The organism is Acinetobacter kanungonis (assembly GCF_009939195.1).
Lineage (GTDB): Bacteria > Pseudomonadota > Gammaproteobacteria > Pseudomonadales > Moraxellaceae > Acinetobacter > Acinetobacter kanungonis.
In genome coordinates this window covers 98,908-111,620 of the sequence record NZ_JAACKC010000007.1, presented here as the reverse complement: position 1 = coordinate 111,620, position 12,713 = coordinate 98,908, and the positions used below count along the sequence as shown (strand labels likewise).

Below are 12,713 nucleotides of genomic sequence, written 5' to 3'. Positions count from 1 at the left end.
TAATCGAATCGTAATTCGCTTAAGCCAAATTTTAAAATTGAAAATGAAGAAGTTAAGTTAATGTATTTAAGCGCAGGTGTCTGAGGGAAGCTATGTTATTTCAAGAATTCATACAGGACATGAATCCGCATCAAGCCTATCGTATAAAAAAACTAAAACGACAATTAGAGCAAGCGGAAAGCTATGCCGAGTGGAAGAGTATTGCGCTCAAGATTGACCAAGAGTCAGGAGCGCAAGAATGGAAATATGACAATTGTTCTCCTTACTTTGATGCGGAAATGATTTCGTATCGTCTCAAATTACTCAAGCGCTATCGTTATCAGCACCGTACCCGTGACTTAATGTATTTGTTGCGTGAGGGTTTAACCTACGATATTGCCAATATTGCACACCCGATGCTGTTTGCAGCAACTTTGGTTGGTACTAAAACCATCATTGAAGATTATGTAGAAGAAGTGAGCGCGAGTTTAGCGTTCATTGCTTCGGATTCCTGTGAATGTCTTGCCTATGCGGAAAAACTGGACTTTTTCAAGCATTGTGAACGGGCATATGGTCAGCCTGCATTGATGTTTTCAGGAGGAGCAACCTTAGGGCTTTTTCATACAGGTGTATGTAAAGCACTACTTGAGCAGGATTTGATGCCAAAAGTGCTTTCAGGCTCCAGCTCTGGTGCGATTATGACTGCCATGCTGGGTGTCTCTGAGCCTAGCAATGTTTCGGGCATATTGAATGGTGAGAATTTCTTTAGCGAGGCTTTTCACTTTCGAAAATTGCGAGATTTATTAAAAGGCAATGGTGGTGTTGCAGACGTTAAATACTTAAAGAACTTCCTTGTCGAAAATTTAGGTAATTACACTTTTGAGGAAGCCTTCAAGAAATCAGGGCTGTATATCAATGTTGCAGTCGCTCCTTATGATGCGGTGCAAGATGCCCGCATTATGAATACTTATACATCACCTGATTTATTGGTGTGGAGCGCAGTGCTTGCTTCATGTGCAGTACCTATCCTGTTTCCGCCTGTAAAGCTCACCAGTAAGCGTTACGATGGCGAGCATACACCGTATATGGCAACGACCCGCTGGGTGGATGGTAGTGTGCGTAGCGACTTCCCACAGCAGAAAATGGCACGCTTGTATAATTTGAACTACAGCATTGCCAGTCAGGTCAATCCTCATATTGTACCGTTCATGCAGGATGATATTTCGCGTTTTCGACGTGATATGTTGAGCTGGCCAGAGCGTATTATTCGCCGCCAAGGAAAGGTTCTTGCCAAAGGGGTGATGGATTTCACTCGTGAACGGGCAGGAAAAATACCGTCAGTACGCCGTTTACTCGATCATGGTTATGGCGTGGTCGATCAGCGCTACTATGGGGATGTCAATATTATTGGCAGCTATAGCATGCGCCATTACAGTTATATGTTACAAAACCCGCGTCCACACCTGTTTAAGTTGTTACAGCGAGAAGGTGAGCGTGCAACGTGGCCCAAAATTTCCAGTATTGAAACCCATGCGCGAATTGGTAAAACCATTCAACACGCACTCGAACTCCTTAACTATCAGCAATTGCATCCACAGCCACATGTCCAAGCTCATACTGCCTGATTTTAAATACATAGAAGGCTTAGTCCTAAAAAGCAAACCGAATAGCCTGCGATATGGACGCAGGCTTTATTCTTTTCAGTGTCAAAGAAAAGCGTACTGGTTAAAAATACAGTTGCAGCAGGGGCATCCTAGTTATCTCAAGGGATTTCAGCACGAGTTAGCGTTTTATCAGCAATGTCTAGGGTCTGAAGTGCTATCTAAGATCACATTGCCCCCTAAAATCGTGTCTAAGGCGTTTTTAGGCGAAATAGGGCTAGAAGTCGAACAGGAGCAATCCTTAACACATACGTTGCTTCTACCAGAAGCTATGCCGTATTTTGCAGTTAGCCCACAGTCATGGTCTGTGCAGATGATTCAGTATCATTTGCTACGTGCTTTAGATGTACTTGATGATTTAAATGAAGCGGGGTGGTTGCATGCCGACTTAAAACAGGAACATTTTGTTGAATATGATGGGCAGTTAAAGTTAATCGACTTCGAGCAGGTCCTGTCGATAGGGCAGTCTGCACAAACTGAAATGAATGCAACCCCGCGTTATATGGCACCCGAACTTTTTCATGGCGAAGCCAAAACAGTATCAACAGATATTTATGCTCTGGGTATTATTTTCTATGAATGGCTGTCTGGACAGCGATTAAAGGCAGAAAATTATACAGATTGGGCGTATTTACATTGTCAGCGCCTAAATATTGAGCTTCATGAGAAATTTTTAGTATTTCAACCGCTTTTGTCGAAGATGTTGGCAAAGCATAAAGCGCATAGATTTGATAATTTTTATGCAATAAAACGTGCCTTAGTGACTGAAATTGCTTAATAAAAGTACATAATCGCAGTTTTTGTTTTATATTTAATCAAACAAGAGATTTTTTCATAAAAAGGGCTTGCCAGAGGGGAGTGATCTCTATAATATACACAGCCATCGGGGGCGTGGCGAAATTGGTAGACGCACTGGATTTAGGTTCCAGCGCCGCAAGGTGTAAGAGTTCGAGTCTCTTCGCCCCCACCACTTAATCATCAGTTGATGATGTTTAGGTAACAGAGGATTGGTGTAATGGTAGCATGACGGTCTCCAAAACCGTTCGTCAAGGTTCGAGTCCTTGATCCTCTGCCAAATTTTTCACTTAGTGTGAAACCCAGTATGGGGGCGTGGCGAAATTGGTAGACGCACTGGATTTAGGTTCCAGCGCCGCGAGGTGTAAGAGTTCGAGTCTCTTCGCCCCCACCACTTAATGAACTGGGAAGATTAAAGCAAGGTTAACACCTTGTTTTTTTTCGTCTAGAGAAAAGTGAAATTCAAAAATGCCTGTCAATATGAAACATCATCTAGATGCTTTTGATGATCTTGTTGTGCTTGTTAAAAGGTAAGGGGTTGGCTGAGTTATTCGTGGTCTTTGTTGACTAAAGATTTTGATGAAGCTGATAAAACTAGATTTCTCATCGATCAACAATAAAAAAAGCCCCGAAGGGCTTAAAATATAGGAATAGCGACTCGATGAACTGTGAATACGTGTACAAGCTATTGAATTGCTTTTATTGTTAAGCTTTTAAGTGATCTTCAAACTCTTCGCCAAGCTGCATAGCCAACGAATTACCTGCTAAATCACAAGTAACTAAACCATATTCTTTTTTAAAACTAAAAGTAAAACCACGATCATCAGCGAGAGTTTTGACTGAGTAACCTAATTTTTCTAACCAAATACGAAATGCGATTAAATTTTTTGCTTTTACAACCTTCTTCACGAGACAACTCCTGTAAACATATAAATATTTAATAGGGATAGGCTAAATTTTTTAAAGGGCAAAAACCTATTTTTTTATTTATATGCTTTTTTTTGCCTAATTTCTATGCTGATCTGTAAATCGCTCTGAGTTGTGGAATGGGGCTGAAGGTTAGTAGTTTGACGTGCTTTTGAGTGATTGTATTGCGCTAAATATTGGATTTATAATCAATTTTTATCTCGTGTCACCAATGATGTGTAACTTGATTATTTCTCAAGGTTTAGCATGCTTGAAATATTTTGTTATGAGAAATAATTTTCAAGTAGCAATAAAAAAGCTCACAGAAGTGAGCTTTTTTACACAGGGAGGATTAGAGACCAGCAGAAGACTTAAGCGCTTCAACTTTGTCTGTTTTTTCCCAAGTAAATGCAGTATCAGAACCTTGACGACCAAAGTGACCATATGCAGCAGTTTGCTTGTACATAGGTTGAATCAGGTCGAGCATACGAGTAATGCCGTATGGACGTAAGTCAAAGTGTTCACGAACCAATTGAATAATCAATTCATCAGCCACTTTGCCTGTGTTGAAAGTGTTGATAGAAATAGAAGTAGGTTCTGCAACACCAATCGCATAAGACACTTGAATTTCACACTTGTCTGCTAAGCCAGCAGCAACAATGTTTTTCGCAACATAGCGACCAGCATAAGCAGCAGAGCGGTCAACTTTAGATGGGTCTTTACCAGAGAAAGCACCACCACCGTGACGCGCCATACCACCGTAAGTATCTACAATGATTTTACGACCAGTTAAACCGCAGTCACCTACAGGACCGCCAATCACAAACATACCTGTTGGGTTGATGTGGAATTTGGTGTCCGCATGGAACATTTCAGCAGGAATAATTTTCTTCACGATTTCTTCAATCACAGCTTCTTTTAAGTTGGATTGAGAAATTTCAGGATCGTGTTGAGTAGACAATACAACAGCATCTAAACGTACTGGTTTGCCATTTTCATAAGCAAAAGTAACCTGACTTTTTGCATCTGGGCGTAACCACGGTAATGAGCCATTACGACGCAATTCAGCTTGCTTTTCCATTAAGCGATGCGCATATGAAATTGGTGCAGGCATAAGTACGTCGGTTTCACGGCTCGCATAACCAAACATTAAGCCTTGGTCACCCGCACCTTGATCTTCAGGCTTTTGGCGGTCAACACCTTGAGCAATTTCAGGTGACTGTTTACCAATCATGTTGATCACGGCACAAGTCGAACCATCAAAACCTAAGTCAGAGTGGTGGTAGCCAATACCATTAACAGTTTGGCGTACAACCGCTTCAACGTCGATATTAGCAGTTGTTGTGATTTCGCCAGCAAGTACGACAGCACCCGTTTTTACAAGCGTTTCACAAGCAACCCGCGCATATGGGTCTTCTTTTAAGATTGCATCCAAGATAGCATCACTGATTTGATCAGCCATTTTATCTGGATGGCCTTCGCTTACAGATTCCGAAGTAAATACAGCGTACTCGCGCATAAGTCCTATCACAGTTAATTTTAAAGACGCAATATGTTACATCGAGTTAGACTTTAGGACTAGCTCATCTTGTATAAAAAAGGATGAATTTATTTCAATTCAATGACTTTTTATTTGATATAACCATCTATAAAACTGATAAAGAAGGAATAAATATAAATATACTCAATATTTAGAGTAGATAAATTACACAATTAGATGCAATTATTTAAGATACAAATCATGGTCTATTTACTCCAAACCAGTCAAATGACTAACCTTAAGTTCAGTTATAGCAACTTAATCTTTCATTTATATTTAAAAATAGAACAGTTTGAATGTGTTTGGCGTTTGCACGGAGTTCTTCTTCAGGGTTAAGGGATTTTTACTGCAATGCTGTAATCGAGGTATAAGTTCTATTCAAGGGTTGGTTATGCGCTTTCTTTACCAACCATTTAGATCCTTCACAATATGCAGCTAAAGGATGACTAAAAGATAGAAGTTTATAAGGCACATAAAAGACTGAGATGTTATATGCAACAAATCAGTCAGATTATGCGGGTTAGTGAAGCGGCATGCTTAAGCCTACTTTGAATTAGTTAAACTGATAGGTGTACGATAAAATTAAGCGTTCATCAGGATTGTTTAAATAGGTATTGTTATCCATCATGAAAGCCATGGCGTTAAATGAATGACGCTTCTGGACCAAATAACCCAGACCTAAACCAGCAAAGTAACCTTTATAGTTTTCACCCGCATCATTTTCTGAGCCGTAGCTACCCACGGCAAAGCCCATCATTGTGAGTTCTGGAGTAAATGGTTTTAAGGCAAATGCACCTAAATAGCCGCTACTACCAGAAACTTCCACCATGCTAAAGCCACTTTCTGCATTGGGCATGCTGGCTAAATCTGATAAATTGGCACACTCACCATTCGGGTTGGTACAGCGTGGGGATTCACCATCATTATAGGTATAACCGGCTGTAGGAAATATTTGAATTCCTGCAGGCTCAAAGCCAAAATAGCTTAAGGGCATAAACGTACCAATACTGTAATTGGTCTGGTTCGCGCCATTGATATATTCACTTTTACCAAAGTTAAAATTCACAATACCAATCGGAAAGAGCCACGAGCCACCGATGCGCCATTCACTGGCATCGCTATTGATACGAGCATTGAGTTTTTTTGCCTGACCGATGGCATAAGAGCCAGAAAAAGAATAGTTGTCATCATTAAAATCGAAATTATTAGCATAGGAGACACCAAGTTTGGTGGTCACTTTGGTGGGATCGTCCGCTAGTTTTTCAGTATTGCTATTTACAGTGGTTTCTTCTGCTGCCATCACACTGCCTGCGAACATGAATATGGCGATGGCATAAAGGGGAGTTAATCTCATAAAAAACCTCTAGTGTTATATCGTTATCGGGCTATTTATTCTCATACAGAATGAGAGTGTCATTTTTTATACTTAATGGAAATATACTACAGAATCTGGTTGTTGATGAATTCATTACACTGCAAATTGCTAAAAACATTTTGATCCTTAAAAAATCAAAAGACGCTGGATTACTTGCGCTTACGATTAGGGATTTTGGATTATGTAGCACTTTATGCGAGTGATTTTATTTAAAGCTAGTGGTTGCCTGCACTTGAATGGATGCTTATTGAAACGCTCATTAAAACATGGTTTAAAATTTTATTTTGTAGTTATGCGCTGAGCTACATTCAATTCAAGATATTGATGTAGAAGCAGTGATTTAGCTTTTCGTGGGTCAGACACAATGGATGTTGTGTTGAGTTGGATGATTTATCAAGAAAGATAGGCGTGTCCTCATAAATCAAAACTTAAAATATCCCTGCCTACAAGTCCACATAAGTAGCAATTAGTCGGGAAAAATTGTGTATAAGGCTTTACCCATCCCGCTTTTTTTAAGACAATAGTGCCTAGTTTTGAATGTGATATTCATCTTCTTTAAATTGTTTTAATTGGACTCTGATCTATGACAACCCCTTTGAACGAACGTCGTGTTGCAAATGCAATTCGTGTATTGGCTATGGATGCTGTGCAAAAAGCCAACTCAGGACATCCAGGTGCACCAATGGGGATGGCAGATATTGCAGACGTCGTTTGGCGCGAATTCCTAAACCATAACCCGACGAATCCACAATGGGCAAACCGTGACCGTTTTGTATTGTCGAATGGTCATGGTTCAATGCTTCAGTATGCATTGTTACATTTAACGGGTTATGAGCTTTCAATTGAAGATTTAAAAGTATTCCGTCAACTTCATTCTAAAACTCCAGGTCACCCTGAATTAGGCTATGCACCTGGTATTGAAACCACAACTGGTCCATTGGGTCAGGGGATTGCAAATGCTGTAGGCTTTGCATTGGCTGAAAAAACTTTAGCGGCGCAGTTCAACAAAGAAGACTTAACTGTTGTTGACCACTTCACTTACTGTTTCTTGGGTGATGGCTGTTTAATGGAAGGTGTTTCACACGAAGTGTGTTCACTTGCAGGTACTTTGGGTCTAGGTAAATTAATTGCTTACTATGACGACAACGGCATTTCAATTGACGGTGAAGTAGAAGGCTGGTTCTCTGACGACACAGAACAACGTTTCAAATCTTACGGTTGGCAAGTGCTTCGCGTAGATGGTCATGATAACGATGCGATTCGCGCTGCAACTTTAGAAGCGAAAGCGGAAACTCAAAAACCGACCATCATTATTTGTAAAACAATTATTGGTTTAGGTTCGCCTAACAAGCAAGGTAAAGAAGACTGCCACGGTGCACCACTGGGTAATGATGAAATTGCATTAACACGTGAAGCATTAGGCTGGACGGAAGGTCCATTTGAAATTCCTGCTGATGTTTATGCAGCTTGGGATGCGAAGGCGAAAGGTGCTGAATCTGAAGCGGCTTGGGATGCGTTGTTTGCTCAATATGCAGCTAAATATCCGACTGAAGCAGCGGAGTTAAAACGTCGCCTTTCAGGTGAATTACCAGCTGAATTCCTTGCGCAAGCAGATGCGTTTATTGCAGATACCAATGCTAAAGCAGAAACAATTGCGACGCGTAAAGCAAGCCAAAATACTTTACAAGCATTTGGTCCATTATTGCCTGAACTATTGGGTGGTTCTGCTGACTTGGCGGGTTCTAACTTAACACTTTGGAAAGGTTGCCAAGGTGTTCAAGATAACCCTGCTGGTAACTATGTGCACTATGGCGTACGTGAATTCGGTATGACTGCAATGGCGAATGGTGTTGCATTACATGGTGGTTTCATTCCTTACGTTGCTACATTCCTTATGTTTATGGAATACGCACGTAATGCAGTTCGTATGTCTGCACTTATGAAACAACGCGTAATTCACGTGTATACGCATGACTCAATTGGTTTAGGTGAAGATGGTCCAACGCACCAACCTGTTGAACAAATTGCATCTTTACGTGGTACACCAAACCTAAATACATGGCGTCCAGCAGACACCGTTGAAACTGCGGTTTCTTGGAAGTCTGCGCTGTCTCGTCAAGAAGGTCCTTCTGCGTTAATCTTCTCTCGTCAAAACTTACCATTCCAAACACGTACTCAAGCGCAAATTGAGAACGTGGCAAAAGGTGGTTATGTATTGGCTGAAGAAAAAGGCGAATTAAAAGCAATTATTATTGCAACGGGTTCTGAAGTATCGTTAGCAATGGAAGCTTATGCACAATTAGAAGGTGTGCGTGTTGTTTCTATGCCATGTGCTGAAGAGTTCATGAAGCAAGATGCTGCGTACCGTGAAGCTGTTTTACCTGCTCATATCCGTGCACGTGTAGCGGTAGAAGCAGCGCATGTTGACTACTGGTGGAAGTTTGTTGGTTTAGACGGCAAAGTGATCGGTATGACAACATATGGTGAATCTGCACCAGCAAAAGACTTGTTCCAATTCTTTGGTATTACCACTGAAGCGGTTGTGAACGCGGTTAAAGAATTGACTGCTTAATCAGTTATTTCTAAATAATAAAACGCCTCACTATGAGGCGTTTTTTATGCGCTTAAAGTTCATAAATCATAACAATAAGAACAGATAAAACTTTATTAGAGATGGCATGCAAGCGATTCATTTACTGTGTAATCTGTCACAATCGTTCTACTAAAATTCAGAATCATATTAATTCGTTAAACTGTTCTAAATTTGAAACATATCGTCTTATACATAACAGTGAATTATAATTTCAAAGGTATACACTAATAATCATTCTGAAACGAGATACAATCACATGAACTTCAAAACATTAACTTTGGGTTTGGCAGTTGCTTCAGTTGCAACATTCTCTATGGCAAAACCTGTTGCATATCAAATTGATCCAACACACACGGCAACGGTGTTCTCTTGGAGTCACTTTGGTTTTTCTACGCCATCTGCGAACTTTAGCGATATTCAAGGCACAATTAACGTTGACAATGACAAGCCTGCGAATTCTTCTGTAAATGTGACGATTCCATTGGCAAGCTTAAATACCAATGTAAAAGCATTAGATGAGCATTTGAAAAAAGCTGAATTCTTTGATGCCATCAATTATCCAAACATTACCTTCAAAAGTACGAAAGTAGAATCTTTAGGTAATAATCAATATAAAATTACTGGTAACTTAACGGTTAAAGATGTGACTAAACCTGTTGTGCTTGATGCGGTGATGAACAAGCAAGGTGAGCATCCGATGACTAAACTTCAGTCAATTGGCTTCAATGCGACGACTTCGTTTGACCGTTCAGCATTTGGTGTTGGTGCTTATGTGCCAAATGTAGGTGACAAGATTACAGTTAACATTACGACTGAAGCGTCAGTTCCTGCGAAGAAATAATCTCCCCACGATTTCTTCGGGAAAGTAAAAGGCACTCATTGAGAGTGCCTTTTTTATGTCCGTTGCTTTTGGGGGGATATAGTGGATCGATCTGATTGAGCGGTCTTATTCAATGTGTTGCATGAAAAACTGTAAGACTTGAGGAGAATGTTGTTCTAAGGTTGTTGCAAAGCGTTGGTTATCTGCACGTAGGCTTGGAATATCAATCTTGGCGTGGCGAAGTTCACTGGTATGACCAATCAACCATTTTTCCATTGCGTCTGCGGTAACCTCAATATGAAATTGTAGCGCCAAAATATTATTACCGACTTTAAATGCTTGATTTGGATAGAGTGTAGAGCTTGCCAAAAGTTCAGCCTGTTCGGGTAAATCAAAGGTATCGCCGTGCCAGTGTAAAACTGGAGTATCCTGAAGTGATGCAAGCGGGTTCTGGGCGACAGGTTTAATCTCCAAACTGCTCCAGCCAATTTCCTTTTGTGCGCCTGCATAGACTTTGGCACCGAGCGCATGAGCAATCAATTGTGCGCCTAAACAAATCCCGAGCGTCGGTAAATTACGTGCGAGGCGCTGCTTGAGTAGTTCAATCTCTTGGGTAAGAAATGGATAGTCTGCCGTTTCGTAGACCCCAATTGGACCACCTAAAATGACCGTAAGTCCTTCATGTTCTAGGGCTTTACGTAAATCATCAACACCTGCCTCTACGTAACGCACGCGAAAACCAAGCTGATAAAAAGTATCTTCTAGTGCACCTAAGTCTTCAAAAGCAAGATGCTGAATAGCATAAATCGTTTCAGGGAAATCGGGAGCAGTGGTTTTCATAGACTTTGAATTATGAAGAATGGACAAGTTAGTTTTGAATATATACCAAAAAACCTAAAACTCGAAAGGAGTTAAGCCTGAGCTCAAAGGTTTGCTTTTAAAAAAGTCTTGCTCGATTCAATGATTTGCTTTTGTAGGCTTTCATCAGTCATACCGCGTGCAAGGGTTATTGCACCTACCAGTTGGCAAAGTACGCCCCATGCTTTGATTTCACAGCCTAAATGCCGAGTAAAAAGTGCATGACCCCGTAATAACTCTTGCTGATAAAGCTGTTTGACATCGTCTTCTGAGCGGGCTACTTCACTGGCAAGTGCTGGTAATACACAGCCCCGGTCGGCATGCTGAACATGAGACATATTTAGATAGCGATTCAGTTCGAAATCAATCCAGTCCGCAGGATCATCATGCGGATTTTCTTGCCACATTGCCAAACTCTGTTGCAGTTCAGCTTCTACCAGTGCTTTTAACAGCGCATGCTTAGAAGAAAAATGCGAATAAAAGGCACCACTGGTCACGCCAGCTGCTTTCATAAAGCCATCAACGCCAGTCGCAGCAAAGCCTTGTTGTTTGGCAAGTTGACCACTAATCTGAAGTAGTTCTTTGCGCTTTTCTTGTTTGTAGCCTGGCTTGTATCGCATAACGAGGACTCATGAATGAGGTTTGACGATTTGAAAATTATAACATAGTATTCGTTATAGTAACGATCGTTATTTAAAAAGAGAACTACAATGAGTCAAGGAAATGAACAGATAAGCACACATAAAGGCATCGCTTTAATCATTGGTGCAGGTGATGCAACAGGCGGTGAAATTGCCAAACGCTTTGCACGTGGCGGCTATATCGCATGTATGACCAGACGTAATGCGGAAAAGTTGCAGCCGTTAATTGATGAAATTGAGCAAAATGGTGGTACAGCGTATGGTTTTGCTTCCGATGCACGCGAAGAAGAACAAGTGATCGCGCTGATTGAGCAGATTGAAAGTTGCATAGGACCCATTGAAGTGATGGTCTTCAATATTGGGGCAAATGTGCCGTGTAGTATCTTAGAGGAAACTGCACGTAAATATTTTAAAATTTGGGAAATGGCATGCTTTAGTGCTTTTCTGGTTGGACGTGAAGTTGCAAAAAGGATGGTACAACGTGAGCAAGGGACTATTATTTTTACAGGGGCTACGGCAGGCGTGCGCGGAGCTGCCAACTTTGCTGCGTTTGCAGGGGCGAAGCATGCTTTACGCGCATTGGCTCAAAGTATGGCGCGAGAATTAGGACCAAAGAATATTCATGTTGCACATGTGGTGGTGGATGGGGCAATTGATACTGATTTTATTGAAACGACTTTACCTGAAATCTATGCGCTGAAAGAGCAGGATGGAATCTTAAATCCAGCCCACATCGCTGAAAATTATTGGCATCTGGCGCATCAGCCGCGTGATGCATGGACACATGAGTTAGATTTAAGACCATGGATTGAGCGTTGGTAATATTCGATTTTCAAAATGATAAAGAGGGAGTTTTTAATGCAAAGTATTGAGTTTTATTTTGATTTAGGCAGTCCATACAGTTATATGGGTTTTCATCGAATTCAGAAAATCACAGCTGAAAAGCATGCCAAAATTATCTGGAAACCGATGCTTTTGGGTGGCGTATTTAAAGCAACAGGGAATAGTAGTCCAATGACGGTGCCTGCCAAGGCGCAGTATGCCATGAATGATTTAAAGCGATGGTCAAAGTTATGGCAGATTCCGATGCAGATGAATCCTTATTTTCCAATTAATACCTTGCAACTGATGCGTTTGGTGACGGCTGTACAGCGCTATCAACCAGATCAATTTCTGGTTGTACTGACTGGCGTGTTTAATGCCATGTTTGGCGAACCTCGTAATCTGAATGATCCGCAAGAATTTAAACAACTGATGTCAGATTTGGGTTTGGATCTTCTGCAAGTACAAGACTGGCTAGATGATGAACAAGTGAAGCAGCAATTAAAGTCTGTCACAGAAGAAGCCGTGCAACGTGGGGTGTTTGGTGCGCCAACGTGGTTTAACCAAAATGAAATTTACTGGGGAATCGATCATCTGCACTTTTTAGAGCATGCCTTAACTTCAGCTTAAATGATATTCAAATTTTAAAAACAATCTCTTGTATGAAAGTACGGGAGATTTTTTCTTATTTTTTTCCTTCATATCGAGCTCTTTAGCACAGTA

11 protein-coding genes and 3 tRNA genes are annotated in these 12,713 nt (G+C 40.9%); 9 read left to right on the top strand and 5 right to left on the bottom strand.

All coding sequences use genetic code 11. The annotated features are described in order from the left end of the window. Positions 1-92 precede the first annotated feature (92 nt). The 5 genes from GWK51_RS13565 (at position 93) to GWK51_RS13545 (ending at position 2,829) form a co-directional block, all read left to right on the top strand. Positions 93-1,604, top strand: a complete 1,512-nt coding sequence (locus GWK51_RS13565; RefSeq protein WP_142768963.1) for a DUF3336 domain-containing protein — start codon at positions 93-95, stop codon at positions 1,602-1,604. Then, positions 1,582-2,418, top strand: a complete 837-nt coding sequence (locus tag GWK51_RS13560; RefSeq protein WP_161934108.1) for a serine/threonine protein kinase — start codon at positions 1,582-1,584, stop codon at positions 2,416-2,418. The genes GWK51_RS13565 and GWK51_RS13560 overlap by 23 nt, the downstream gene beginning before the upstream one ends. Before the next feature lie 107 nt (positions 2,419-2,525). Continuing rightward, positions 2,526-2,610 (top strand) — tRNA-Leu (locus GWK51_RS13555). Positions 2,611-2,641: 31 nt separating this feature from the next. Then, positions 2,642-2,715, top strand: a tRNA-Trp gene (locus GWK51_RS13550). Between the two features lie 29 nt (positions 2,716-2,744). After that, positions 2,745-2,829: transfer RNA gene (locus tag GWK51_RS13545), tRNA-Leu, on the top strand. 311 nt (positions 2,830-3,140) lie between these two features. Here the strand turns inward: GWK51_RS13545 and GWK51_RS13540 are convergent. The 3 genes from GWK51_RS13540 to GWK51_RS13530 all read right to left on the bottom strand — a co-directional run bounded on the left by GWK51_RS13540 (position 3,141) and on the right by GWK51_RS13530 (position 6,235). Continuing rightward, positions 3,141-3,344, bottom strand: coding sequence for a hypothetical protein (locus tag GWK51_RS13540; protein WP_100242376.1), 204 nt, complete (start codon positions 3,342-3,344; stop codon positions 3,141-3,143). A gap of 349 nt (positions 3,345-3,693) precedes the next feature. Further along, positions 3,694-4,860 (bottom strand): methionine adenosyltransferase, encoded by a 1,167-nt coding sequence (gene metK, locus GWK51_RS13535; protein WP_161934107.1) that lies wholly within the window; start codon positions 4,858-4,860, stop codon positions 3,694-3,696. A gap of 574 nt (positions 4,861-5,434) precedes the next feature. Then, entirely contained in the window at positions 5,435-6,235 is an 801-nt protein-coding gene (locus tag GWK51_RS13530; RefSeq protein WP_161934106.1) for a hypothetical protein, read from the bottom strand. 604 nt (positions 6,236-6,839) lie between these two features. Between GWK51_RS13530 and tkt the strand changes: the two genes are divergently transcribed. Beyond that, the gene (gene tkt, locus GWK51_RS13525; RefSeq protein ID WP_161934105.1) at positions 6,840-8,828 is read left to right on the top strand and encodes a transketolase; all 1,989 of its coding nucleotides are present in this window, start codon (positions 6,840-6,842) and stop codon (positions 8,826-8,828) included. Positions 8,829-9,105: 277 nt separating this feature from the next. Next, positions 9,106-9,690 carry a YceI family protein gene (locus GWK51_RS13520; protein ID WP_016167647.1) on the top strand — a complete coding sequence of 195 codons (585 nt, stop codon included), beginning with the start codon at positions 9,106-9,108 and terminating at the stop codon, positions 9,688-9,690. Between the two features lie 105 nt (positions 9,691-9,795). On the opposite strand, the gene GWK51_RS13515 is transcribed toward GWK51_RS13520, so the two are convergent. Then, a complete protein-coding gene (locus GWK51_RS13515; RefSeq protein WP_161934104.1) occupies positions 9,796-10,509 on the bottom strand; it encodes a glutamine amidotransferase in 714 nt (237 codons plus the stop codon). Positions 10,510-10,592: 83 nt separating this feature from the next. Continuing rightward, positions 10,593-11,147 (bottom strand): TetR/AcrR family transcriptional regulator, encoded by a 555-nt coding sequence (locus GWK51_RS13510; protein ID WP_161934103.1) that lies wholly within the window; start codon positions 11,145-11,147, stop codon positions 10,593-10,595. Between the two features lie 90 nt (positions 11,148-11,237). Here GWK51_RS13510 and GWK51_RS13505 point away from each other — a divergent pair, with 90 nt between their 5' ends. After that, positions 11,238-11,990, top strand: a complete 753-nt coding sequence (locus tag GWK51_RS13505; protein ID WP_161934102.1) for an SDR family oxidoreductase — start codon at positions 11,238-11,240, stop codon at positions 11,988-11,990. Positions 11,991-12,026: 36 nt separating this feature from the next. Beyond that, a complete protein-coding gene (locus tag GWK51_RS13500) occupies positions 12,027-12,620 on the top strand; it encodes a 2-hydroxychromene-2-carboxylate isomerase (RefSeq protein ID WP_161934101.1) in 594 nt (197 codons plus the stop codon). Positions 12,621-12,713 lie beyond the last annotated feature (93 nt).

Coding starts and splice junctions, on each gene's coding strand:
- GWK51_RS13565 (WP_142768963.1), top strand. CDS start 93: ATGTTATTTCAAGAATTCATACAGGACATGAATCCGCATCAAGCCTAT.
- GWK51_RS13560 (WP_161934108.1), top strand. CDS start 1,582: ATGTCCAAGCTCATACTGCCTGATTTTAAATACATAGAAGGCTTAGTC.
- metK (WP_161934107.1), bottom strand. CDS start 4,860: ATGCGCGAGTACGCTGTATTTACTTCGGAATCTGTAAGCGAAGGCCAT.
- GWK51_RS13530 (WP_161934106.1), bottom strand. CDS start 6,235: ATGAGATTAACTCCCCTTTATGCCATCGCCATATTCATGTTCGCAGGC.
- tkt (WP_161934105.1), top strand. CDS start 6,840: ATGACAACCCCTTTGAACGAACGTCGTGTTGCAAATGCAATTCGTGTA.
- GWK51_RS13520 (WP_016167647.1), top strand. CDS start 9,106: ATGAACTTCAAAACATTAACTTTGGGTTTGGCAGTTGCTTCAGTTGCA.
- GWK51_RS13515 (WP_161934104.1), bottom strand. CDS start 10,509: ATGAAAACCACTGCTCCCGATTTCCCTGAAACGATTTATGCTATTCAG.
- GWK51_RS13510 (WP_161934103.1), bottom strand. CDS start 11,147: ATGCGATACAAGCCAGGCTACAAACAAGAAAAGCGCAAAGAACTACTT.
- GWK51_RS13505 (WP_161934102.1), top strand. CDS start 11,238: ATGAGTCAAGGAAATGAACAGATAAGCACACATAAAGGCATCGCTTTA.
- GWK51_RS13500 (WP_161934101.1), top strand. CDS start 12,027: ATGCAAAGTATTGAGTTTTATTTTGATTTAGGCAGTCCATACAGTTAT.